The organism is Geodermatophilus sp. SYSU D00879 (assembly GCF_054050375.1).
In genome coordinates this window covers 191,833-215,254 of the sequence record NZ_JBJGZF010000004.1, presented here as the reverse complement: position 1 = coordinate 215,254, position 23,422 = coordinate 191,833, and the positions used below count along the sequence as shown (strand labels likewise).

Here is a 23,422-nt window from a genome sequence, read left to right as displayed (position 1 = left end):
ACGATACGGGCGGAGAGCACCCGCGACCGGTTGCGCGCGATGTGACCCGCCGGGCGGGTCGCGTATCCGCAGGCCACGGACGAGGGAGGGGACCTCGACAGACGAGCGGGGTCCGGCGCGCGGACGTAGCGTCGGCGCGTGCGGCTGCCCTCGATCCCCGGTCCCTCCGACGTCTTCACCGCCGTCGAGAGCCTGCGCGACGGCGTCGCCGAGGCGCTCGCGCTCGTGCCCCGGGTCGCCGCGGCGGTCGGGCGGCTCGAGGGGCTGCTGGACCGCGTCGACGCCGTCGTGGACCGCGCGGAGGGCCTGGTCGACCGGGCCGACGGCGCGGTGACCGCCCTGGACTCGACGCGGCAGCGCGCCGACGAGCTGGTCGCCGGCGCCGGGTCGACGCTGCAGGCCGCCGACGCCGCGATCACCGCGGTCGGCGGGACGCAGCAGAAGGCCGACGCCGCCATCAGCGCCGTCGAGGGCACCCAGCGCCGCGCGGACGCCGCGATCGGCGCGGTCGAGCAGACCCAGTCCCGGGCCGACGTCGCGATCGGCGCCGTCGAGGGCACGCAGTCCCGGGCCGACCGCGCGATCGAGGCCGTCGAGGGCACCCAGAGGCGGGCCGACGACGCCATCGCGGCGGTGGGCAGCACCATCGAGCGGGCGCAGGGCGCCGTCGGGCGGGCCGAGGGCGCGGTCGACCGGGCCGAGGGCACGCTGGGGCGGGCGGACGGCGCGGTCACCGCCGCCGAGGGGCTGGTCGGGCGGATCGACCCGCTGCTGGCCGGCTACGAGGAGCCGCTGACGCAGCTGGCGCCGTCGGTGCGGCGGCTGGCCGAGACGCTCGACCCGCACGAGGTGGAGGCGCTGGTCCGGCTGGTCGACCGGCTGCCGGACCTGGTCACGCACCTCGACGAGACGATGCTGCCGGTGCTGGAGTCGCTGGGTGACGTCGGCACCGACGTCCACGACCTCGTCGACACCATGCAGGACATCCGCGAGGTGGTGAAGGGCTTCCCCGGCTCCCGGCTGTTCCGCCGGCGCGGCCGCGACGAGATCGCCGAGGACGAGAGCGCCGAAGGGGCCCAGGAGCGCACCGGCTCCTGAGCCCCCTCGGGTCCCGCTCGTCCCGCCGGTCAGGTCTCGGTCGGGTACCCCAGCGCGCGGGCGACGTCGCCGATCCGCTCGTAGGTCTCACCCTCGGGCAGCCGGCGCAGCTCGTCGACCACCGCGTCGGTCGCCCGGTGGTCGAGCGCGGCCTCGACCAGTCCCGGGCCGTCGTTCGGGAAGTCGGCCCGCACGAGCCAGCGCGCCAGCTCCGCACGGGCGACCACGGCGTCCTCGGTCATCCCGACGGGGACGCCGCCGACCAGGGTGCCCGCGGGGTCCGCGGCGATGTCCGGCTCGCCCTCGGCGACCGGCTCGACCTCCCGGAACTCCTCGGCCCGGGTGGCCCGCTCGGCCTTCAGCATCCCCTGGATCTCGTGCTCGAGCTCCTCGTCGAGCCGCGGGTTGTGCTTGTTGCTGCGCGACGACACACCAGCGAACCCGTCGTCCATCTCGCTCACGATCGTCTCCCTGTCCCTGTGACTACTTCTCGTCGAGCGCGGAGGGCCTGTGCACCGCCGTCTTGCCGCTCTTGTCGCTCTCCACCTCGTACTGGGGGTCGTCCGAGCTGGCCTTCACCTCCCGGCCGCCGGCCTCCGTCTCGTCCGTGATCTTCCGGGTGACGGTCCCCTCGACCGTGCTGCCGTGGCTGTTCCAGGTGACGTGGTCACCCTTCTCGAAGTCGTCGGTCATCGTCGGACCTCCACGTCGTCGGGTCGTCCCTCCCCCGTGCCCGGCGTCCGGAGCGCACACACATCGACACCGGCAGCGACGCAGATCACCCTCCGGAGCGCCGGCGTCACCCGCTCGTGCGGTGGCAGGACCGCCGCGCTCACGTAGCGTGTCCGGTGACGGGGACCGGACGAGCGAACCTCCTGCTGAGAGTCGAGCAGCGGTGACGCTCGGTGAGGCGCCCCGTCCTCGATCGCCGGCCCGGTCGACCCCATTCCCCCGGGGTCGGCCGGGTCGGCCCCGTTCCGGGGCCGGTCCCTACGCTCGCCGGCGTGACCGATCCCGCCGGCCCGCCCGCTCCCGCTGACGGGGACCACCTGCCGGGCAGCCCCCGCCCCGTCGACGTCCTCAGCGTCGTCTCCGTCACCGACGTCACCCCGTCGGTGCGCCGGGTCGTGCTCTCGGGGACCCCGGACGCCGTCGCCGCGGCCGGGCCCACGGTCAACCTGCTGGTGCCCCGCGTGGGGGACCCGGAGCCGCGGTGGCCGGCGGTCGCGCGGGACGGCCGGGTCGTGTGGCCGGCCGGGGCGCACGGCATCAGCCTGCGCAGCTACACCGCCCGCCGCCAGGACACCGCCCGTGGCGAGGTGGAGATCGACTTCGTGCTGCACGGTGACGGCCCGGCCGCCGCCTGGGCCGGCGCGGCGGCCCCCGGCGCCCTGCTGGGCGTGGCCGGCAGCGGCCCGCTGGGCGACCGGCCGGCCGGCACGCTGCTCCTCGCCGGCGACGAGACGGCGCTGCCGGCCATCAGCCGCATCCTGGGCGCGGCCGGCCCGGACACCGTCGGGACGGCGCTGCTCGAGGTCGCCGGGCCGGAGGAGGAGCAGCCGCTCGCCGCGCCGGCCGGCGTCGAGGTCCGCTGGCTGCACCGCGGCGGCACGCCGCCCGGGGAGAGCACCCTGCTCGCCGACGCCGTGGCCGCGACGGAGCGCCCGGCCGGCGACGACGTCTTCGCGTGGGTGGCCGCCGAGTCGGCCGCCGTCCGGGCGGTGCGCGCCGACCTGCGCGGCCGGTGGGGGCTCACCCGCGCCCAGCACCACGCGATCGGCTACTGGCGGCGCGGCCGCGCGATGGCGCCCGCCGGCTAGCGGGGTCACCCCCAGGGAACTCACAGGTAGCGTCCAGGGGGACGGCAGTTCCGCGGCACAGCCTCGGGGCATGACGACAGCAGCCAGGCGTCCGACGGGAGTTGTCGTGACGGGAGCCCGCACCGCTCGACCCGCCGCCCCGGAGGCGCGCCTCCTGGTGGTCGACGACGAGCCCAACATCCGCGAGCTGCTCTCGGCCAGCCTGCGCTACGCCGGGTTCGAGGTGGCGACGGCGTCCGACGGCCAGCAGGCGCTCGCCCTGGCCTCGACGTTCCGCCCCGACCTGCTGGTCCTCGACGTGATGATGCCCGGCCTGGACGGCTTCGGCGTCGTCCGCCGGCTGCGGGAGACCGGGCGGCACACGCCGGTGCTGTTCCTCACCGCGCGGGACGCGGCCGAGGACAAGGTCTCCGGGCTGACCCTCGGCGGCGACGACTACGTGACCAAGCCGTTCAGCCTCGACGAGGTGCTCGCCCGCATCCGGGCGGTGCTGCGCCGCAGCACCGGCCAGCAGCGCGCCGTCGAGACCGGCCGGCTCACCTTCGCCGACATCGAGCTCGACGAGGAGTCGCACGAGGTCGTCAAGGCCGGCCAGGTGGTGAGCCTCTCGCCCACCGAGTTCAAGCTGCTGCGCTACCTCATGGCCAACGCCGGGCGGGTGCTGTCGAAGGCGCAGATCCTGGACCACGTGTGGAACTACGACTTCAACGGCGAGGCCAACGTCGTCGAGTCCTACATCTCGTACCTGCGGCGCAAGGTGGACACCACCGAGCCGCGCCTGCTGCACACCATCCGCGGGGTGGGCTACACCCTGCGCCTGCCCCGCGGCGCGTGAGCACCCCCCCGGGTCCTCCTCCCGGAGCGGCGCTCCGCAGCGGCCCCCGCCTCCCGCGGGTGCCGCTGCGGATCACGCTCGTCGCCATGCTGCTGGTCCTGGTGACCCTCGCGCTGGTCGCCACCGGGGTGGCGGCGACGTCGCTGCTCAAGCGCTACCTGGTCGACCAGCTGGACCAGCAGCTGGAGAGCACGCTGCGCGAGACGGCCGGCTCGCAGGACTACCTCACCGACTGCCTGTTCGGCAGCCGCCAGCGCTACCTGGCCCCGGGCAACTACCTGGGGTGCGTGGTGCCCGGGGACGAGGAGCCGGTGGTGCTCTCCGGCCCGGACGACGAGGACGACCTGCCCGCCCTCGACTCCGACGACGTCGCCGCGATCGCGGCCCGGGCCGCGGCACCCGGCGGACCGCCCCAGGACGGCGGCCCGGGCCGGTCGCTGGCGGAGACGGTGGCCTCCGGCGACGGCGACACCTACTGGCGGGTCACGGCCGCGGAGCTGCCCGGCGGGCTGGTGCTCGTCGTCGGCGGGGACCTCGACCGCGACGACCGGGTGATCGCGCGGCTGGTGGCCATCGAGGTCGTCGTCGGCCTGGTGGTGCTGGGCGCCCTGGGCGTGGCCGGGTACTGGCTGGTGCGCAGCAGCCTGCGCCCGCTCGCCGAGGTGGAGCGCACCGCGCAGGCGATCGCCGCCGGGGACCTCTCGCAGCGGGTGGCGCCGGGCGACAGCCGCACCGAAGTCGGCCGGCTGTCCCAGGCGCTCAACGGCATGCTCGCGCGGATCGAGGACTCGTTCCGCGCCCAGCGGGCCTCCGAGGAGCAGGCCCGGGCGTCGGAGGAGCGGATGCGCCGGTTCGTCGCCGACGCCAGCCACGAGCTGCGGACGCCGCTGACCTCCATCCGCGGCTTCGCCGAGCTCTACCGGCAGGGCGCCGTCACCGACCCGGAGGAGACCGCCCGGCTGATGCAGCGCATCGAGAGCGAGGGCGGCCGGATGGGCGTCCTGGTCGAGGACCTGCTGCAGCTGGCCCGGCTGGACATGCAGCGGCCGCTGTCGATCGCGCCGGTCGACCTGGCCGAGGTCGCCGGCGACGCCGTGCACGACGCGCGGGTCCTGCAGCCGGACCGGCCGGTCAGCCTGCTCCTGGACGACTCCCTCACCGAGGTGCCGGTGGTCCTCGGCGACGAGGCGCGGCTGCGCCAGGTGGTCGGGAACCTGGTGACCAACGCGCTGGTGCACACGCCGGAGACCGCCCGGGTGACCGTCTCGATCGGCGAGGACACCAGCGGCGGCGGGGACGTGGTGGTGCTGCGGGTGGCCGACGAGGGCCCGGGCATGGCGCCCGAGGACGCCGCCCGCGTGTTCGAGCGCTTCTACCGGGCCGACGCCTCGCGCAGCCGCGCCGCCGGCGGCACGGGGCTCGGCCTGTCGATCGTGGCCTCGCTGGTCGCCGCGCACGGCGGGGAGGTCTCCCTGGACAGCGCCCCCGGCCGTGGCGCGGCCTTCACCGTGCGGCTCCCCCGCTCCGGCCCCGAGGTGCCCGGCGTCCCGGGCGGCGCTCCCGGCGCGGCGCCCGGGCCCGCGCCCACCGGTCCCCCCGGGCAGCCCGCCGAGCCCGCGGGGCTACCGTCCGCCGGTGACCACTGACAGCGGAGGAGCTCCCTACGACGCCGCGCTGATGGCCGCGGTCGCCGACCTGGGCGACGCCCTGCGCGGCCTGGTCGACGCCTCGGTGCGCACCGCCGTCCCCGCCGCGGACCTGCAGGAGGTCGCCGCGGGGGTGCGGGCCGCCACCGGCCGGCTCACCGCCGCGGTCCGCCCGCCGGGGCAGCTGCCGGCGCTGGACGACCCGGTGCGGTTCCGGCGCGTCTACAACCCGGTGGCCGGGGTCGGCAGCGCCTTCGCCCCGCCGCTGCGGCTGCGCGAGGAGCCCGGCGGCGTCGTCGGCGAGGTGTCCTTCGGCCTGGCCTACGAGGGGCCGCCCGGCTTCCTGCACGGCGGGATGAGCGGCCTGGTGATGGACCAGGTGCTGGGCGCGGCCACGATCCGCGCGGGCCTGTGGGGCATGACCGCCCGGCTGGAGCTGGACTACCGGCGGCCGGTGCCGCTGGACACGCCCGTCGTCTGCCGCGGCCGGGTGACCGAGGCCGGCGGCCGCAAGTCGGTCGTCACCGGCACGATCGCGCTCGCCGAGGCACCCGACCGGCCGCTGGTCGAGGCGCGGGCGGTGTTCGTGCTGCCGCGCGAGGACCTGCGCGCCGAGTACTTCGCGCGGGTCACCGACGCCTCCGGCCGGCACGCCCCGCCCTCGCGCCCCACCGACGCCACCGCCCCCGGAGGTGCCGAGTGAGGGACGTCGAGGTCGCCGCGGCCGCCGCGCGGGCGGCCGCGGAGGCGCTGACCGGCCTGCGCGCCGGCGGGCTGAGCGGCCGGGCCCTCGGCGACGCCGGCGACGCCGCGGCCCAGCGGGCGATCACCGCCGTTCTCGCCGCCGAGCGCCCCGACGACGTCGTCTTCAGCGAGGAGGCGGCCGACGACCGCAGCCGGCTGGAGGCCGGGCGGGTGTGGATCGTCGACCCGCTGGACGGCACCCGCGAGTACGGCGAGACGGAACGGTCCGACTTCGCCGTCCACGTGGCGCTGTGGGTCCGGGGGACGCTGGCCGCCGGCGCCGTCGCGCTGCCCGCCGTCGGGGAGGTGCTGGTGACCGACCCGGCGCCGGCCCTGCCGCCGCCGGTGGCCCGCCCGCCGCGGATCGCGGTGAGCCGGACCCGGCCGCCGGCGCAGGCCGACGCGGCCGCCGCGGCCGTCGGCGGCGAGCTGGTGCCGCTGGGCTCGGCGGGGTTCAAGGTGTCCTCGGTGGTCCGCGGCGAGGTCGACGCCTACGTGCACGCCGGTGGGATGTACCAGTGGGACTCGGCGGCGCCGGTCGCCGTCGCGCTGGCCGCGGGGCTGACCGCGGTCCGGCTGGACGGGTCGCCGCTGCGCTACAACCAGCCCGACCCCTCGCTGCCCGACCTGCTGGTGTGCCGCCCCGAGCTGGCCGCGGACCTCCTGGCCGCCGTGCGCTGAGCGCCGGGCGAGGGGCCGGCCCGGGTGGCTCGACCCGGTGACGGACACTGGTGGGGTGACGACCCCCGACTACCGGCTCACACAGCTGGAGACGCTCGAGGCCGAGTCGATCCACGTCATCCGGGAGGTGGCCGCCGAGCTCGAGCGGCCGGTGCTGCTGTTCTCCGGCGGCAAGGACTCCATCGTCATGCTGGAGCTGGCCCGCAAGGCGTTCGCGCCGGCGCGCATCCCGTTCCCCGTGATGCACGTCGACACCGGCCTGAACTTCCCCGACGTCCTCGAGTTCCGGGACAAGCGGGTGGCCGAGCTGGGCGTGGAGCTCGTCGTCGCCTCGGTGCCCGACGCGATGGCCCGCGGCCTGGTCCGCGAGGAGCCCAACGGCTCGCGCAACCGGATCCAGACGCCGGTGCTGCTCGAGGCGGTGGAGGAGCACGGCTTCACCGCGCTGTTCGGCGGCGCCCGGCGCGACGAGGACAAGGCGCGGGCCAAGGAGCGGGTGTTCTCCTTCCGCGACGAGTTCGGCCAGTGGGACCCGAAGAACCAGCGGCCGGAGCTGTGGGACCTCTACAACGGGCGCATCCACCTGGGCGAGTCGATCCGGGTGTTCCCGCTGTCGAACTGGACCGAGCTCGACATCTGGCAGTACATCGCCCGCGAGGGCATCGAGATCCCGCCGCTGTACCTCGCGCAGGAGCGGGAGGTCGTCGAGCGGCAGGGGATGCTCTACGCGGTCAACGAGTTCGTCCGCCCGCGCGAGGGCGAGCCGGTGTCCCGCGAGACGGTGCGCTACCGGACCGTCGGCGACGCCAACCTGACCGCGGCGGTGCGCTCGGAGGCGCGCACGGTGGAGGAGGTCATCGCCGAGATCGCGGTGACCCGCATGACCGAGCGCGGCGCCACCCGCGGCGACGACAAGGTCAGCGACGCGGCGATGGAGGACCGGAAGAAGGAGGGCTACTTCTAGCGCGACGCCGGCGGCGGTAGCGGAGCAGGGCGGCGGCGGTGACGGCGAGCAGCAGCAGACCCGCCGGCCAGGCCACCGCCTCGGGCGCCGCGACCCCCAGCGCCTCGGCGACGACGTAGCCGAGCGCGTACCCCGCGACGACGACCAGCAGCACCGGGACGAGGAACACGAAGCCGCCCACGCGACGCACCTCCCCGCGGGCCCGGGTGGTCCCGCTCACACCAGCGTCCCCGATCGCGGGCCCCGGTGCCGCGGCTGGGACGATGGGGGTCATGTCCGAGCAGTCCGCGGTCGACGTCCACTCCCCCGCCGCCGAGCAGGCGGCCGAGATCGCGACGGCGCGCAAGGACATCCTCCGCATCGCCACCGCCGGCTCGGTCGACGACGGCAAGAGCACCCTGATCGGCCGGCTGCTCTACGACAGCAAGGCCGTGTTCGAGGACCAGTACGCGGCGATCGAGCGGGCCAGCAAGGGCGACTACGTCGACCTCGCGCTGCTCACCGACGGCCTGCGCGCCGAGCGCGAGCAGGGCATCACCATCGACGTCGCCTACCGGTACTTCGCCACCCCGCGGCGGACGTTCATCCTGGCCGACACCCCCGGGCACGTGCAGTACACGCGGAACATGGTCACCGGCGCCTCGACGGCGGACCTGGCGATCGTGCTGGTCGACGCGCGCAAGGGCCTGGTCGAGCAGAGCCGCCGCCACGCCTTCCTCGCCTCGCTGCTGCGGGTGCCGCACCTGGTCGTCGCGGTCAACAAGATGGACCTCGTCGACTGGTCCGAGGACGTCTACGAGGGCATCCGCGACGAGTTCACCGCGTTCGCGACGAAGCTGTCGATCCACGACCTCACCGTCGTCCCGATCTCGGCGCTGCACGGCGACAACGTGGTGACCCGGTCGGAGAACACGCCCTGGTACGGCGGGCCCTCGCTGCTGCACCACCTCGAGCACGTGCACGTCGCCGGCGACCGCAACCTCGTCGACACCCGCTTCCCGGTGCAGTACGTCGTCCGGCCGCAGTCCGACGCCTTCCACGACTACCGCGGCTACGCCGGCACCGTGGCCAGCGGCGTGCTCCGTCCCGGCGACGAGGTGCAGGTGCTGCCCAGCGGCCTGTCCACCACGATCGCGGGCATCGACGGCCCGCGCGGACCGGTCGCCGAGGCCTTCCCGCCCATGGCGGTGACCGTGCGCCTGACCGACGACGTCGACGTCTCCCGCGGCGACCTGATCTGCCGGCCGGGCAACGTGCCGCAGGTGACGCAGGACCTCGACGCGCTGGTGTGCTGGATGGCCGAGGAGCCGCTGCGGCCGCGGCAGCGGCTGGCGGTCAAGCACACGACCCGCTCGGTGCGCGCGGTGGTCAAGGAGCTGACCTACCGGCTCGACGTCAACACGCTGCACCGCGACCTCGAGGCCACCGAGCTCGGCCTCAACGACATCGGCCGGGTCAAGCTGCGCACCACCCAGCCGCTGTTCGTCGACGACTACAACAGCAACCGGGTCACCGGCCGGTTCATCCTGGTCGACGAGGCCACCAACGCCACCGTCGGCGCCGGGATGCTCCCGCCGCACCGCTGACGGCGGGTCCTCACCCCAGGCGGACGGGGAGGACCTCGAAGCCGCGCAGCGTCTGCAGGTCGCGGCGGACGGGGCGGCCGGCCACCCGCAGCCGCGGGAAGCGCTCGGTGAGCGTCCGCAGCCCGACGACGCCCTCCAGCCGGGCCAGGCCCGCGCCCAGGCAGTAGTGGACGCCGCCGGAGAAGGCCAGGTGCTCGCGGGCGTTGGGCCGGGTGACGTCGAAGCGCGCGGGGTCGGCGAACACCGCCGGGTCCCGGTTGGCCGCGCCGAGCAGCAGAGTCACCCGCGTGCCGGCCGGCAGGGGCACCCCGGCGACCTCGGTGTCGCGGACGACACTGCGGCCGGTGAGCTGGACCGGGCTGTCGTGGCGCAGCACCTCCTCCACCGCGCCGTCCCAGCCCGCCGGGTCCTCCCGGAGGGCGTCCCACTGGTCGCGGTGGGCGTCGAGCAGCACGACGGCGTTGCCGAGCAGGTTGACCGTGGTCTCGAACCCGGCGCCGAGCAGCAGCATCACCGTGGCGTGCAGCTCCCGCTCGGAGAGCGCCTCGTCGTCGGGGAGGGTGACCAGCCGGCTGACCAGGTCCTCGCCCGGGTGGGCCCGGAGCCGCGCGAAGTGCCCGCGGAGGAAGGCGTGCATGGCGCGCAGCGCGCGCTCGGCGGCCAGGTAGCGGCGCAGCGGCAGGCCGGGGTCGAGGGTGGCGGCCGCGGCGGCGCCCCAGCGCAGGAAGTCCTCGCGGTGGTCGGCGGGGACGGCGAGCAGGTCGGCGATGACCAGCACCGGCAGCTGCGCGGCGTAGGCGTCGACCAGGTCGACGACGTCGTGGCGGCCGGCCAGCCGGTCCAGCAGCGCCTCGGCGGTGCGCCGCACCATCGGCTCGGAGGCCAGCGTGGCGCGCGGGGTGAAGGCGCGGCTGACCAGCCGGCGGAAGCGGGTGTGGTCGGGCGGGTCGGTGACCAGCATGGACGGCGGCTCGGCCACGCCGGTGGCGTCGAGCTCGTCGCCGAAGCGCAGCGCCCACCGGACGAGGGCCGGCGCCCGGGACCGGTCCCAGCCCACGCCGGCGGCGTCCGAGCGCAGCACCGCGGTGGTGACGGCGTGCGAGGCGGTGACCGGGCCCAGCGCGCCGCCGGACAGCGGGCCGCGGGCGCGCAGCTGGTCGTAGAGGGCGTAGGGGTCCTCGCGGGCCGCCGGGTCGCGCAGCAGCCGGCCGACCGGGTCGCCCCGGCGGGCGGCGCGCGCGAGGTACAGGGCCGGGAGGCCGTGGCCCAGCGCGTAGCGGGTGGCCGTGCGGGCCGGGCGCAGCAGGCGCGCCGTCGCGGGCGGGGTCGCGGGGTCGGCGGCGGTCCGGTCCGGCCGCGGGGACGTCGTCGTCACAGCACCTCCCGCCCGGCGGGCGCCGGGCGGGAGGAGTGTGTCAGCTCAGGACTCGGTGTCCGGGGGCGCGGGCGCCTGGCTGGCGTCGCCGTCCCAGTCCTTGCCGGCCTTGTAGGCGTGCCCCGAGGCGCTGTCGGTCTGGTCGGCGACGGTCTGCGCCATCTCCTCGTCGGACAGGCCCTCGCCCGCGGCCTCGGTGTGGCTGGTGGGCTCGCTCATGCCATCTCCTCCGTCGAACGGCTTCGGTCCCTCCAGCCCTCCCCGGCGCGCCCCGTGGTCAAACTCGGGCCAAGGTCACCCGCCGAGACGGACCGGACGCGCCTGCCGCCGTCGGAGCGCGACTGCCCGTGCGTGCAACGCCCGTTCCCTACGATCGGGCACGACCGGTCGCGGGCGTGGCCCGCCGGACTGCGAGGAGGCCCCGTGGCCACAGGACCGTCGGTGAGCGCCCCGCCGGCACCCGGGGACGACGCGGTCGCGGCCCTGGAGCAGCTGGTGCGGGAGATCGACCGGTGCGCGGCCCAGCTGCAGGACGCCCGGACCTGCGCCGAGCAGCTGCTGTCCCAGCGCCGCTCGGGGGACAGCTGGCTCGACATCGTCACCGAGGAGTCCCGCCCGCTGGTCGTCGAGCGGATCACCACCGTCCTCGGCGCCCTGGCCGGCGCCGGGTCGACGTGGCGCCGCGCCCAGGCCCGCGCGCTGCAGGCCGAGCAGGTGAGCATCAACCGGATCGCCGCGATGTTCGGCGTCACCCGCCAGCGCATCTCGGCCCTGCTGCGGGACCAGCCCGGCCCCGCCGACCGGGACGGCGCGACGGCCTAGGCGCTCAGGGCGTCGATGGCCTTGTAGACGCGCTGCTCGGAGATCGGCCGGGGCGTGCCGAGCTGCTGGGCGAACAGGCCCACGCGCAGCTCCTCGACCATCCACCGGATGCGGGTGACCGGGTCGTCGGGGGCGCCGGTGGGCGGCACCTCGCGGCGCAGCTGCTCGTACTCGGCGGTGACCGCGGCGACCTGTTCCGTCCAGAGCGCGTCGCGCACCGCGTTGGCCGGGAGCTTCTCCAGCCGCAGCGCCATGCCCTTGAGGTAGCGGACCAGGTCGGGCAGCCGCCGCCGGCCGGCGTCGGCCACGAAGCCGCGGTGCAGCAGCCCGGTCATCTGCCGGCGCAGGTCGGCGACCGCGGCCTCGGGCACCCGGCGCCCCGGCGCCGCGCCGATCGCGACGGCGACCTCGCGGGCCTGGGTCAGCACCGCCTCGACCCGCCGCACGGCATCCTGGGTGAGCGGCAGCAGCTGCTGCCTCGCCGTCGTCACCAGGGCGGCGAAGGCGGCCTCGTCGCGGGGTGGCCCGCCGGCGGCGGCGACCAGCTCGTCGGCCGCGGCGTCCACGCAGTCGTCGACGAGCGCGGGGATCTCGCCGTCGGGGTTGAACTGCAGCGCCAGCCGGCTCTTCGGGGAGAGCCCCCTGACCACCTGCCGGGCGGGCGAGCCGGCCACGAGCACGAGCAGCCGCCGGGCGCCGCGCCAGGTCAGCCGCGTCGCCTCGGCCTCGGTGGCCACCACTCGGACGCCGACCGTCGTCCCCTCGTCGACCAGCGCCGGGTACGCGGTGACCACGTGCCCGCCGCGGCGGACCTCGACGGTGCGCGGCAGCTCGCCGAGCGTCCAGGCGGTCAGCCCGGTGCGCTCCAGGTCCGAGGCGGCGCGGGCCAGGCTCGCCCGGCTGGCCGGGGCCACCTCGCGGCGCAGCGCCTGCAGGTCCTTGCCGGTCGCCAGCGGCCGCTGCCTGTCGTCGAGCACGCGGAAGGTGGCGCGCAGGTGCGCCGGCACCTCGGCCGGGCGCCAGGCGTCCGGCGGAACGACGACGGCCGCGGCCCGGCGCAGCTCGCGCTCCAGGGCCGGCAGCAGCGGCTCGGTGGGACCGATGTGCGGCAGCACCTCGCGGACCCGGTCGGGGATCGGCACCAGCGCCCGGCGCAGCTGCTTGGGCAACGTCCGCAGCAGCGCCGTCACCAGCTCCTCGCGCAGGCCGGGCACGGTGAAGGCCAGCGACTCCCCCGACGTCCGCTCGGCGACGGTGTCGAGCACCGCGAGCGGCACGTCGACGGTGACGCCGTCCTCCGGTGCGCCGGGGGCGAAGGCGTAGGACAGCGGCAGGGTCAGCCCCTGCGTCAGCGGCACCTCGTCGGGGAAGTCCGCGGGGTCCACCTGCCCGGCCGCGGCCGCGTCGGTGAGCATCTCCGGCGTGAGGGTGAGCAGGTCCGGGGTGTCGCGGCGGGCCTGCTTCCACCAGCGGTCGAAGTGCCGGGTGGAGACGACGTCGGCGGGGATGCGGGCGTCGTAGAGCTCGAACAGCGTCTCGTCGTCGACCCGGATGTCCCGGCGGCGGGCCCGCTCCTCCAGCTCGGCGACCCGCTCGATCGCGCGCTGGTTGTCGGCCCAGAAGCGGTGGTGCGTCGTCCACTCGCCCTGGACGAGGGCGTGCCGGATGAACAGCTCGCGGGAGACGACCGGGTCGATCGAGCCGTACTGCACCCGCCGGCCGACGACGAGCGGGATGCCGTGGAGGGTGACCCGCTCGGTGGCGACGACGGAGCCGCGCCTGGCGTCCCACCGGGGCTCGGAGTACTCGCGCCGGACCAGGTGGCCGGCCAGCCGCTCGACGTCGTCGGGGTCGACGCGGGCCACGGTGCGGGCGAACAGCCGGCTGGTCTCCACCAGCTCGGCGGCCACGACCCAGCGCGGCGGCTTCTTCGCCAGCGGGGTGCCGGGGGCGATGACGAACCGGGCGCCGCGGGCGCCGAGGTACTCCCGGCCGCCGCGGCGCCGGTCGCCGTCCTTCCTGCGGGTGTCCTCGACCTGGAGCCCGACCTGCGACAGCAGGCCGGCGAGCAGGGAGGTGGTGATGCCGCGCTCGTCGGGCTCGGCGGCGAGCGCGCCGGGGGTCATGCCGAGGCGGCGGGCGGTGCTGCGCAGCTGGCCGTGCAGGTCCTGCCACTCGCGGATGCGCAGGTAGTGGAGGAACTCGCGCTTGACCGTGCGGCGGAACGCGCTGCCCGACAGCGCCTCCTGCTGCTCGGTCAGGTGGCGCCAGAGGTTGAGCAGGGTGAGGAAGTCGGAGTGCTCGTCGGCGAACCGGGCGTGCATCTGGTCGGCGGCCTGCTGGTGCTCGGTGGGCCGCTCCCGTGGGTCCTGGATGGTCAGGCCCGCGGCGACGACGAGCACCTCCTCGAGCACGCCGCGCCGGTCGGCCTCGACCACCATGCGGCCCAGCCGCGGGTCCAGCGGGAGCTGGGCGAGCGCCCGCCCGGTGTCGGTGAGCCGGCCGGCGTCGTCGAGGGCGCCGAGCTCCTCGAGCAGCGCCCGGCCGTCGGCGACGGCGCGCCGGTCCGGCGGGTCGACGAACGGGAAGTCCTCGACGGCGCCGAGGTCGAGCGCGGCCATCTGCAGCAGCACCGAGGCGAGGCTGGTGCGGAGGATCTCCGGGTCGGTGTACTCCGGCCGGGCGTCGAAGTCGTCCTCGGTGTAGAGCCGGATCGCGACGCCCTCGGCGACGCGGCCGCAGCGGCCCGAGCGCTGCCGCGCCGAGGCCTGGCTGATCGGCTCGATCGGCAGCCGCTGGACCTTGGTGCGCGCGCTGTAGCGGGAGATGCGCGCGGTGCCGGGGTCGACGACGTACCGGATGCCGGGCACGGTCAGCGACGTCTCGGCGACGTTGGTGGCCAGCACGACCCGGCGGCCGGTGTGCGGCTGGAAGACCCGGTGCTGGTCGGCGGCCGACAGCCGGGAGTAGAGCGGCAGCACCTCCACGCCGGGGAAGCGCTCGGTCAGGGCGTCGGCGGTGTCGCGGATCTCGCGCTCACCGGCGAGGAAGACGAGGACGTCGCCCGGGCCCTCGTGCGCCAGCTCCTCGACCGCGTCGCCGATGGCGGTGACCTGGTCGCGGTCGGGATCGGCGTCCGGGTCGTCGGGGTCCACCACCGGCCGGTAGCGGACCTCCACCGGGTACGTGCGGCCGCTGACCTCGACGACGGGGACCTCGGCGCCGTCGACGGAGAAGTGCTTCGCGATCCGGTCGACGTCGATGGTCGCCGAGGTGATGACGACCTTGAGGTCGGGCCGGCGCGGCAGCAGCTGGGCGAGGTAGCCCAGCAGGAAGTCGATGTTGAGGCTCCGCTCGTGCGCCTCGTCGACGATGATCGTGTCGTACTGGCGCAGCAGCCGGTCGTGCGCGATCTCGGCCAGCAGCACGCCGTCGGTCATGAGCTTGACCAGCGTGCCGTCGCCGACCTGGTCGGTGAACCGCACCTTCCAGCCGACCGCCCCGCCCAGCGGCGTGCCGAGCTCCTCGGCGATCCGCTCGGCCACCGTGCGCGCGGCGATCCGCCGCGGCTGGGTGTGCCCGATCCGCCCGCGCACGCCCCGGCCGAGCTCGAGGGCGATCTTGGGCAGCTGGGTGGTCTTGCCCGAGCCGGTCTCCCCGGCGACGACGACCACCTGGTGCTCGCGCAGCGCGGCGGCGATGTCCTCGCGGCGGGCGCTGACCGGCAGCTGCTCGGGATAGGTGATCGCGGGGACGGCGGCCCGGCGGCGGGCGATGCGCTCCTCCGCGGCGGCGACGTCGGCGGCGATCTTCCCGAGAGCCCGCTCGCGCGCGGCCTCGTCGCGGGTGCGGCGCAGGCCCTCGAGCCGGCGGCCGAGCCGGTGCTCGTCGTCGAGGGTCAGCGCGGCCAGCCGGGACCGGAGGTCCGCGAGGGTCGCGGTCACGGGCGCGCTCGACTCCCTTCCGGGGTGGGGGACGGGTGGCGACCGGGGCCACCGCCCCCAGGATCGCAGGTCCGGCCCGCGCCGCCGGACGTCCGGAGCTGCTGGGCCAGGGGGTGCAACGCGCGGGGGCGCCGGACCCTTCCCGCGAGAGGTGCACCCAGCGGCACCCGCGGGTACCGGAGGTGGACCCGTTGTCGCTCACGTCACGATGCGTGCACGGTGCAACTGGTTGCGTGTACCGCGCATGGACTTGTACCGTGCACTCATCAACTCCCCACCGCCTCCGGAGTCCCCGATGTCCCCGTCCGGATCCCGCGACGCCGGCCCTCCGGCCGCGCCGTCGCCGCAGCGGGTGGCGGAGGTCCGCCGGCTCTCCGAGCAGATGCCGCGCTTCATGCGGCTGGTGCACGCGTTCAAGAGCCTCCCGTCCACCACCGACGGCCGGGAGCGCGCGGCCCTGGTGCTGCTCTTCCCGCTGACCCGGCTCGGGCCGCTGCGGCAGAGCGCGCTGGCCGAGCTGGTGCACGCCGACCCGTCGACGGTCAGCCGGCACGTGGCCTGGCTGGTCGAGCGCGACCTGGTGCAGCGCGTGGCCGACGAGACCGACGGCCGCGCCACGCGGCTCGTCGTCACCGACGCCGGCCGGGCCGCCGTCGAGCGGCTGGCCGCGGAGCGCACCACCCAGCTCGCCGCGATGCTCACCGGCTGGTCCGACGCCGACCTCGCCACGCTCACCGGGCTCTTCGGGCGCCTGCTCGACGACCTGACGGCAGCGCTGCCGTCCGACCCCCGGTCCCCCTCTGCCCTCCCCGTCCCGAGAGAGAAGCCATGACCCAGACCACCCGCGCCGGCGCGAACGGCCGACGGGACGCCCGTGCGGCGGCCGCCGCGCCCGACGCCAGCGGCGTGTTCACCCACCGGCAGATCATCACGATCCTGTCCGGCCTCATGCTCGGCATGTTCCTGGCCGCGCTCGACCAGACGGTCGTCTCGACCGCCATCCGCACCATCGCCGACGACCTGCAGGGCTACGACCTGCAGGCGTGGGCGACCACGGCCTTCCTGATCACCTCGACGATCGCCACGCCGCTCTACGGCAAGCTCTCCGACATCTACGGCCGGCGGCCGTTCTACCTGTTCGCCATCGCGGTCTTCGCGATCGGCTCGGCGCTGTGCGGCATCGCCGACTCGATGTACGAGCTGGCCGCCTTCCGCGCCGTCCAGGGCATCGGCGCCGGTGGCCTCATGTCGCTGGCCCTGGCCATCATCGCCGACGTCGTCCCGCCCCGGGAGCGCTCGAAGTACCAGGGGTACTTCATGGCCGTCTGGGGCACGTCCAGTGTGCTCGGCCCGGTCATCGGCGGCTTCCTCGCCGGTCAGGCGTCGATCCTCGGCCTCGACGGGTGGCGGTGGATCTTCTGGATCAACGTGCCGCTGGCCGTCTTCGCCTTCGCCGTCGTGGTGCGGGTGCTGCACCTGCCCCACGAGCGGCGCGACCACCGCATCGACTGGCCCGGCGCGCTCGCGCTCGTCGTGGCCCTCGTCCCGCTGCTGATCGTCGCCGAGCAGGGCCGCACCTGGGGCTGGGGCTCGGGCCGGGCACTGGCCTGCTACGCCATCGGCGCCGTCGGGCTGATCGGCTTCGTGCTGGCCGAGCGGGCCTACCGGGACGACGCGATCCTGCCGCTGCGGATGTTCGCCAACCGGACCTTCTCGGTGAGCAGCGTCTCCAGCATCGTGCTCGGGGCCGGCATGTTCGGCGGCATCCTGCTGCTGCCGCAGTACCTGCAGGTCGTCCACGGGTCCAGCCCGACGATCGCCGGTCTGCAGATGCTGCCGCTGGTCCTCGGCATCATGACCGGTGCGATGACCTCGGGTCAGACGATCGCGCGGACGGGCAAGTACAAGGTGTTCCCGCTCGTGGGCGTCGTCCTCATGGTCGTGGCGCTCGCCTCGCTGTCCCTGGTGGTCGAGGCCGACACCTCGGTCTGGACGCTGGTGCCCTTCATGCTCCTGCTGGGTCTGGGCCTGGGCTTCAACATGCAGCCGGTCATCCTCGCGGTGCAGAACGCCGTGTCGCCGCGGGAGATCGGCGTCGCCACCTCCTCGGTGACGTTCTTCCGGCAGATGGGCGGCACGATCGGCACGGCGGCGTTCCTGTCGATCATGTTCTCGCGGCTGGGCACCGAGGTGCCGGAGCAGATCCGCCAGGCCGCGCAGTCCAGCCCGGAGGCCGCGCAGCAGGCCGGTGCGCTCCTGCAGGCGGGGCCGGAGAGCGTCCTGTCCGACACCAGCGCGATCGAGCAGTACCCGGCGCTGGTCCTGCCGTTCCGGACCGGTTTCTCCAACACCCTCGACCTGGTGTTCCTGGTGGCGGCGCTCGTCGTCGCGGTCGGCTTCTTCGTCCTGTGGTTCCTGCCGCAGCTCGAGCTGCGCAACCAGTCGGGCATCCAGGCGCAGCAGGCCGCGGCCGGCCAGACGGCCGGTGCCGCACCGGCCGCCGGGACCGCCGAGGACGCCGCCCAGGCGGCCGGTGCCGCGGCGCCGACGTCGACGGCTCCCCCGGCCGGGCGCCCCGGCGACGCCGAGCCGGCACCGCGCCTGACGCACTGAGCCTGACGCACTGAGCCGAGAGGCCCCTCCCCGCACCGCGCGGGGAGGGGCCTCCCGTCGTGGTGCGACAGGAATGGCCGTCTCCGCCGCTCAGCGGATGATCATCGGCCGCGTGCACGGCGCGGCGGCGCGTCGTCCCGTGTCGCGTGCACGCAGCCGATGATCGCCACGAGCGGGCCGGGCCGCGGCGCCCGCTGGCCCGGCGCGGACCCGGCCTATCGTGGGCCGGTCGGGCCGCGCGCCCGGCTCTCCCGCCGCCGTCGTCCGTGGAGGCCCCGTGTCCCCCAACCTCATCCTGTCGCCACGCGACCTGGACTTCCTGCTCCACGAGTGGCTCGAGGTCGAGACCCTCACCAAGCGGCCCCGGTTCGCCGAGCACTCGCGCGAGACGTTCGACGCGGTGATGGAGCTGGCGCAGCAGATCGCCACGGAGCACTTCGCGCCGCACAACCGGAAGGCCGACGAGAACGAGCCGCGGTTCGTCGACGGCCGGGTGGAGATGATCCCCGAGGTCGCGAAGGCCCTCGCGGTCTTCCGCGAGTCCGGGATCATGGCCGGGACCTTCGACGAGGAGTACGGCGGCATGCAGCTGCCGCAGACCGTCGGGCAGGCCGCGTTCGCCTGGTTCAAGGCGGCCAACGTCGGGACCTCGAGCTACCCGTTCCTGACCATGGGCAACGCCCGGCTGCTGCTCGCGCACGGCTCGCAGGAGCAGAAGGACCGCTTCGTCCGGCCGATGCTCGAGGGCCGCTGGTTCGGCACGATGGCGCTGTCCGAGCCGCAGGCCGGGTCCTCGCTGGCCGACATCACCACCCGCGCCGAGCCCCAGGACGACGGCACCTACCGGCTCACCGGCAACAAGATGTGGATCTCGGCCGGCGACCACGAGCTGACCGAGAACATCGTCCACCTGGTGCTGGCCAAGATCCCTGGCGGCCCGGCGGGCGTGAAGGGCATCTCGCTGTTCATCGTGCCGAAGGTGCTCGTCGCCGACGACGGGTCGCTCGGCGAGCGCAACGACGTCGTCCTGGCCGGCCTCAACCACAAGATGGGCTACCGCGGGACGACGAACACGCTGCTCAACTTCGGCGAGGGCGTGCACACCCCCGGCGGGCGGGCCGGCGCGGTCGGGTACCTCGTGGGCGAGCCGCACAAGGGGCTCTCCTACATGTTCCACATGATGAACGAGGCGCGGATCGGCGTCGGGATGGGCGCGACCGTCCTCGGCTACACCGGCTACCTGCACGCGCTGGAGTACGCCCGCACCCGCACCCAGGGCCGCTCCGCCAGCAGCAAGGACCCGTCGTCGCCGATGGTCCGGCTGGTCGACCACCCCGACGTCCGCCGGATGCTGCTGGCCGCCAAGAGCTACGCGCAGGGCGGCCTGGCGCTCGGCCTGTACTGCGCCCGCCTGGTCGACGAGGAGCGGACCGGCGAGACCGAGGACGACCGCGGCCGCGCCCACCTGCTGCTCGACACCCTGACGCCGATCGCCAAGGCGTGGCCCTCGCAGTGGGGGCCGGTCGCCGACGACCTGGCCATCCAGGTGCACGGCGGCTACGGCTACACCCGCGACTACCCGGTCGAGCAGTTCTACCGGGACAACCGGCTCAACCCGATCCACGAGGGCACCAACGGCATCCAGGCCCTGGACCTGCTCGGCCGCAAGGTCACCGTGCACGGCGGCGCCGGGCTGCGGCTGCTGGCCGAGACGATCGCGGCGACGACGGCGCGGGCGGCCGGGACGCCGTTCGCCGACCTGGCCGCGGACGTCGACGCCGCCGTCGCCCGGCTGGTCGCGGTGACCGGCACGCTGTGGGGCACCGGCGACCCGGCACTGGCCCTGGCCAACGCCAGCGCCTACCTCGACGCGGCCGGGCACACCGTCGTCGGTTGGCTGTGGCTGGAGCAGGCGCTGGCCACGCGCGACGAGACCAGCGACTTCCACGAGGGCAAGCGCGCCGCGGCGCGGTACTTCCAGCACTGGGAGCTGCCCCGGGTGCACACCTGGCTGGACCTGCTGGAGTCCCTGGACCGGACGGTGCTCGACACCCCCGACGCCCACCTCTGAACGCACTCGCGCCCCGCGGCTCCGGGAGGAGCGGCGGGGCGCGGGTCGTCCCGGGCGGCCCCCTGGGGTCCCGCCGCGAGCTCGCGAGCGGCGGGGGGCGAGGGGGTCCTCCTCCTACGCCGCCCGGGCCATCCCGACCGCCTCGACGGCGGCACCGGCCGGGGCGGTCTCGCGGCGGGCGGCCGCCCGCTGCTCGCGCTCGTACCGCGCCGTGGTCGACGTGCCCATCGCGATCACCAGGGCGGTCAGGACCAGGAACCCGACCAGGGTGACTGCAGGCCACAGAAGCATCTCGAACGTCCCCTTGCTCGTCTCGTGACGCCGGCCGGGCGGCGGGCCCGGCGGCTCGTCTCTGGAGACTGTGTCCCCAGCGAACCGCCCTCTCAATCGTCGCTGCGCAGTGTTCACCTGACAGGCTGTGACCGACTTCACCCGTCGGGGCCGTCGGAGGCCGGTGCGCCGCCGGGTCCGGCGCGTGGTGTCATCGAGGCGTGTCCGCAGGTGCCGAGGTCTTCCCCGCCGGCACCGGCACCCCGCCCGCCCGCACCCGGCCGGCGCTGCTGGTCCTGACCCTCTCACTCGGCGTCACCACCCTGTCGCTGCTGCAGAGCCTCGTGGTCCCGGTGCTCGGGCCGATCGGCGAGCAGCTCGGCGTCTCGCCGGCCGCGGCCGGCTGGGTGCTCACCGCCAACCTGCTGGCCGCCGCGGTGTTCACCCCGGTGCTCGGCCGGCTCGGGGACACCCGCGGCGAGCGGCCGGTGATCCTCGGCATCCTGGTCGCGGTCGCGCTCGGCACGCTGCTGGCGATCGTCACCCGCTCGCTGCCGCTGCTGCTGGTCGCGCGGGTCCTGCAGGGCTCCTCCTACGGGCTGTTCCCGCTGTCGATCAGCGTGCTGCGCCGCGAGCTCCCGCCGGAGCGCCTCAGCGTGGCGATGTCGGTCGTCAGCAGCACCCTCGGCGTCGGCGGCGTCGTCGGCCTGGTCGCCGCGGGCCTGCTCACCGGCGACGGCGGGGACTACCACCGGCCGTTCTGGATCGGGCTCGGCGTCACGCTGCTGTCCCTGGTGCTCGCCGCGGTCCTGCTGCCCCGCCGCACCGCGACGGCGAGCGGGCGGGTCGACTGGCTGGGCGCCGTCGTCCTCGGTGTCGGCCTGGTGCTGCTGCTCCTGCCGGTGTCGCAGGGCAACACCTGGGGGTGGACCTCCCCGCTGACGCTCGGCTGCGCGGCCGGCGCGCTGGCCGTCCTCACCGGCTGGGTGCTGCTGCAGCGCCGCCGCGCCCAGCCGCTGGTGCGCCCGGCGCTGCTCACCGACCCGCGGATGCTCGTGCCCAACATCGCCGGCTTCACCACCGGCATCGGGCTGTTCGTGTCCTTCCTCGCCGTCATGCAGTACGTGCAGACGCCGCCCGAGGTGGCCGGCTACGGGTTCGGCGCGCCGGTGCTCGAGGCCGCCGTCGTCTACCTGCTGCCCGGCGGCGTGGTCGGCATCCTGCTGGCGCCGCTGGCCGGCGAGGTCGTCGACCGCATCGGCGCGCTGCCCACGCTGCTCACCGGCGCGGTCGCCGGCGTCGCCGGGTTCGTCGTGTTCGCGCTGGGCCGGTCCGAGCCGGCGCTGGTGGTCGTCGCGGGGCTGCTGTCGCAGGCCTGGGTGACCGTGGCCTACGCGGCGCTGCCGACCCTCGTGGTGCAGGCGGTGCGGCGCAGCGAGACCGGTGTCGCCAACGCGGTCAACTCGATCGCCCGCGCGGTGGGCCAGGCGGTGGGCAGCACGCTCACCGTGGCGCTGCTCGGCGCCACCCTCGACCCGGCCACCGGCCTGCCGCGGGCCTCCGGGTTCACCGCGGTGGCCCTGCTCGGCGCGGGTGCCGCGGGCGCGGTGGCGCTGGTCAGCCTGGTCGGGATGGTGCAGGCGCGGCGCAGCGGGCCGGCCGGCCCCGACGACCTGCACGACGTCGAGCGGGCCACCGCCGGCGCCGGCGAGTGGTCCCCGGTGTCCGGCATCCGCTGACGCCCGCGACGCGCCGGGATGATCACCGGGCGCATGGAAGCGGTCCGTCCGGGGAACCCAGGGTCCGATCGACCCGCCCCCAGACCCGGAGGACGACCCATGGCCCGCCCGCACGGCTCCCGCGCCGCGAGCACCGACACGGCGAAGCCGGCACGCTTCTCCGGCAACACCGCCGGGGACCCCGCGCCGCACGACGACAAGGTCAACTCCACCCGCTTCGACAACGCGCCGCGCGGCGCGGACACCACGCCGACCTTCTTCGGCACGGTCAAGCGGACCGTCAAGGAGTTCCAGGAGGACAACCTCACCGACTGGGCGGCGTCGCTGACCTACTACGGCGTCCTCGCGCTCTTCCCGGCGCTGATCGCGCTGACGTCGATCGTCGGCCTGCTGACGACCCCCCAGCAGCTCACCGACGCGCTGACCACCGTCGTCCCCGCCAGCGCCGCGAGCACGATGGGCCCGGTCATCGAGCAGGTCGCCGGCAACCAGAGCACCGCCGGCGTCGGGCTCGTCATCGGTCTCGCCCTCGCCATCTGGTCGGCGTCGGGCTACGTCGGCGCCTTCACCCGCGCGTCCAACGTCGTCTACGAGACGCCCGAGGGCCGCAAGATCTGGAAGCTCAAGCCGCTGCAGCTGCTGATCACCCTGGTCGGCATCCTGTTCGCCGCCGTCATCGTGGCGATGCTGGTCCTCAGCGGCCCGGTCGTCGAGGCCGTCGGCTCGGCCATCGGCCTGGGCGAGACCGCGCTCACCGTGTGGAACGTCGTCAAGTGGCCCGTGATCCTGGTGGTCCTGGCCCTGATGATCGCCGTCCTCTACTACTCCACGCCGAACGTCAAGCTGCGCGGCTTCCGGTTCATCAGCCCCGGTGCCGGCGTGGCCATCCTCGTCGCGGTCGTGGCCTCGGCCGCCTTCGCCTTCTACGTGGCCAACTTCGGCAGCTACAACAAGACCTACGGCGCGCTGGCCGGCGTCATCGTCTTCCTGATCTGGTTCTGGCTGATCAACCTGGCCCTGCTGTTCGGCATCGAGTTCGACGCCGAGAAGGAGCGGACGACCGAGCTCAAGGAGGGCGTCCCGGGGGCGGAGAAGGAGATCCAGCTCGACGCCCGCGCCGAGCCCAAGCCCCGCCACACCCACTGACAGGACCTCCCTGCTGCCCCCGCAGGGAGGCGTACGAGGGCCCCTCCCGGGATCGGGAGGGGCCCTCG

The 23,422-nt window shown here is 75.2% G+C and carries 21 protein-coding genes; 14 read left to right on the top strand and 7 right to left on the bottom strand.

Features of this window, described 5'->3' with window-relative positions; translation table 11 throughout:
- Positions 1–138: 138 nt before the first annotated feature.
- The gene (locus ACI79B_RS08280) at positions 139–1,098 is read left to right on the top strand and encodes a hypothetical protein (protein ID WP_456927565.1); all 960 of its coding nucleotides are present in this window, start codon (positions 139–141) and stop codon (positions 1,096–1,098) included.
- A 29-nt stretch (positions 1,099–1,127) separates the two neighbouring features.
- On the opposite strand, the gene ACI79B_RS08275 is transcribed toward ACI79B_RS08280, so the two are convergent.
- Together ACI79B_RS08275 and ACI79B_RS08270 are read right to left on the bottom strand one after the other, a co-directional pair.
- Positions 1,128–1,550 (bottom strand): DUF2795 domain-containing protein, encoded by a 423-nt coding sequence (locus ACI79B_RS08275; RefSeq protein ID WP_456927595.1) that lies wholly within the window; start codon positions 1,548–1,550, stop codon positions 1,128–1,130.
- A 31-nt stretch (positions 1,551–1,581) separates the two neighbouring features.
- Entirely contained in the window at positions 1,582–1,791 is a 210-nt protein-coding gene (locus ACI79B_RS08270; RefSeq protein ID WP_456927564.1) for a DUF2945 domain-containing protein, read from the bottom strand.
- A gap of 311 nt (positions 1,792–2,102) precedes the next feature.
- On the opposite strand from ACI79B_RS08270, the gene ACI79B_RS08265 reads away from it, so the two are divergent.
- From ACI79B_RS08265 to cysD, 6 genes are all read left to right on the top strand, one after another.
- Positions 2,103–2,918, top strand: a complete 816-nt coding sequence (locus tag ACI79B_RS08265) for a siderophore-interacting protein (protein ID WP_456927563.1) — start codon at positions 2,103–2,105, stop codon at positions 2,916–2,918.
- A gap of 106 nt (positions 2,919–3,024) precedes the next feature.
- Positions 3,025–3,753 carry a response regulator transcription factor gene (locus ACI79B_RS08260; RefSeq protein ID WP_456927562.1) on the top strand — a complete coding sequence of 243 codons (729 nt, stop codon included), beginning with the start codon at positions 3,025–3,027 and terminating at the stop codon, positions 3,751–3,753.
- A 59-nt stretch (positions 3,754–3,812) separates the two neighbouring features.
- Positions 3,813–5,399, top strand: a complete 1,587-nt coding sequence (locus ACI79B_RS08255) for a sensor histidine kinase (protein WP_456927561.1) — start codon at positions 3,813–3,815, stop codon at positions 5,397–5,399.
- Positions 5,389–6,102 (top strand): PaaI family thioesterase, encoded by a 714-nt coding sequence (locus tag ACI79B_RS08250; RefSeq protein WP_456927560.1) that lies wholly within the window; start codon positions 5,389–5,391, stop codon positions 6,100–6,102. The genes ACI79B_RS08255 and ACI79B_RS08250 overlap by 11 nt, the downstream gene beginning before the upstream one ends.
- Positions 6,099–6,824 carry an inositol monophosphatase family protein gene (locus ACI79B_RS08245; RefSeq protein WP_456927559.1) on the top strand — a complete coding sequence of 242 codons (726 nt, stop codon included), beginning with the start codon at positions 6,099–6,101 and terminating at the stop codon, positions 6,822–6,824. The genes ACI79B_RS08250 and ACI79B_RS08245 overlap by 4 nt, the downstream gene beginning before the upstream one ends.
- A 55-nt stretch (positions 6,825–6,879) precedes the next feature.
- A complete protein-coding gene (gene cysD, locus ACI79B_RS08240) occupies positions 6,880–7,788 on the top strand; it encodes a sulfate adenylyltransferase subunit CysD (protein WP_456927558.1) in 909 nt (302 codons plus the stop codon).
- Here cysD and ACI79B_RS08235 read toward each other — a convergent pair.
- A complete protein-coding gene (locus ACI79B_RS08235; RefSeq protein ID WP_456927557.1) occupies positions 7,742–7,969 on the bottom strand; it encodes a hypothetical protein in 228 nt (75 codons plus the stop codon). The genes cysD and ACI79B_RS08235 overlap by 47 nt on opposite strands.
- A gap of 91 nt (positions 7,970–8,060) precedes the next feature.
- On the opposite strand from ACI79B_RS08235, the gene ACI79B_RS08230 reads away from it, so the two are divergent.
- A complete protein-coding gene (locus ACI79B_RS08230; protein WP_456927556.1) occupies positions 8,061–9,374 on the top strand; it encodes a sulfate adenylyltransferase subunit 1 in 1,314 nt (437 codons plus the stop codon).
- Positions 9,375–9,384: 10 nt separating this feature from the next.
- Here ACI79B_RS08230 and ACI79B_RS08225 read toward each other — a convergent pair whose 3' ends face one another.
- Entirely contained in the window at positions 9,385–10,749 is a 1,365-nt protein-coding gene (locus ACI79B_RS08225) for a cytochrome P450 (protein WP_456927555.1), read from the bottom strand.
- Between the two features lie 45 nt (positions 10,750–10,794).
- Positions 10,795–10,968 carry a hypothetical protein gene (locus tag ACI79B_RS08220; RefSeq protein WP_456927554.1) on the bottom strand — a complete coding sequence of 58 codons (174 nt, stop codon included), beginning with the start codon at positions 10,966–10,968 and terminating at the stop codon, positions 10,795–10,797.
- A gap of 204 nt (positions 10,969–11,172) precedes the next feature.
- On the opposite strand from ACI79B_RS08220, the gene ACI79B_RS08215 reads away from it, so the two are divergent.
- Entirely contained in the window at positions 11,173–11,571 is a 399-nt protein-coding gene (locus tag ACI79B_RS08215) for a hypothetical protein (RefSeq protein ID WP_456927553.1), read from the top strand.
- Here the strand turns inward: ACI79B_RS08215 and hrpA are convergent.
- Positions 11,568–15,515 (bottom strand): ATP-dependent RNA helicase HrpA, encoded by a 3,948-nt coding sequence (gene hrpA / locus ACI79B_RS08210; RefSeq protein WP_456927552.1) that lies wholly within the window; start codon positions 15,513–15,515, stop codon positions 11,568–11,570. The genes ACI79B_RS08215 and hrpA overlap by 4 nt on opposite strands.
- A gap of 295 nt (positions 15,516–15,810) precedes the next feature.
- Between hrpA and ACI79B_RS08205 the strand changes: the two genes are divergently transcribed.
- The 3 genes from ACI79B_RS08205 (at position 15,811) to ACI79B_RS08195 (ending at position 20,199) form a co-directional block, all read left to right on the top strand.
- Positions 15,811–16,347, top strand: coding sequence for a MarR family winged helix-turn-helix transcriptional regulator (locus ACI79B_RS08205; RefSeq protein WP_456927551.1), 537 nt, complete (start codon positions 15,811–15,813; stop codon positions 16,345–16,347).
- Positions 16,344–18,128, top strand: coding sequence for an MDR family MFS transporter (locus ACI79B_RS08200; RefSeq protein ID WP_456927550.1), 1,785 nt, complete (start codon positions 16,344–16,346; stop codon positions 18,126–18,128). Before ACI79B_RS08205 ends, ACI79B_RS08200 begins: the two co-directional genes overlap by 4 nt.
- A gap of 277 nt (positions 18,129–18,405) precedes the next feature.
- Positions 18,406–20,199 (top strand): acyl-CoA dehydrogenase, encoded by a 1,794-nt coding sequence (locus ACI79B_RS08195; RefSeq protein ID WP_456927549.1) that lies wholly within the window; start codon positions 18,406–18,408, stop codon positions 20,197–20,199.
- 114 nt (positions 20,200–20,313) lie between these two features.
- Here ACI79B_RS08195 and ACI79B_RS08190 read toward each other — a convergent pair whose 3' ends face one another.
- Complete coding sequence (locus tag ACI79B_RS08190) at positions 20,314–20,490, bottom strand: hypothetical protein (RefSeq protein ID WP_456927548.1); 177 nt, start codon at positions 20,488–20,490, stop codon at positions 20,314–20,316.
- 200 nt (positions 20,491–20,690) lie between these two features.
- On the opposite strand from ACI79B_RS08190, the gene ACI79B_RS08185 reads away from it, so the two are divergent.
- A complete protein-coding gene (locus tag ACI79B_RS08185; protein ID WP_456927547.1) occupies positions 20,691–22,208 on the top strand; it encodes an MFS transporter in 1,518 nt (505 codons plus the stop codon).
- A 99-nt stretch (positions 22,209–22,307) separates the two neighbouring features.
- Entirely contained in the window at positions 22,308–23,354 is a 1,047-nt protein-coding gene (locus ACI79B_RS08180; protein ID WP_456927546.1) for a YihY/virulence factor BrkB family protein, read from the top strand.
- The last annotated feature ends 68 nt before the right edge of the window (positions 23,355–23,422 follow it).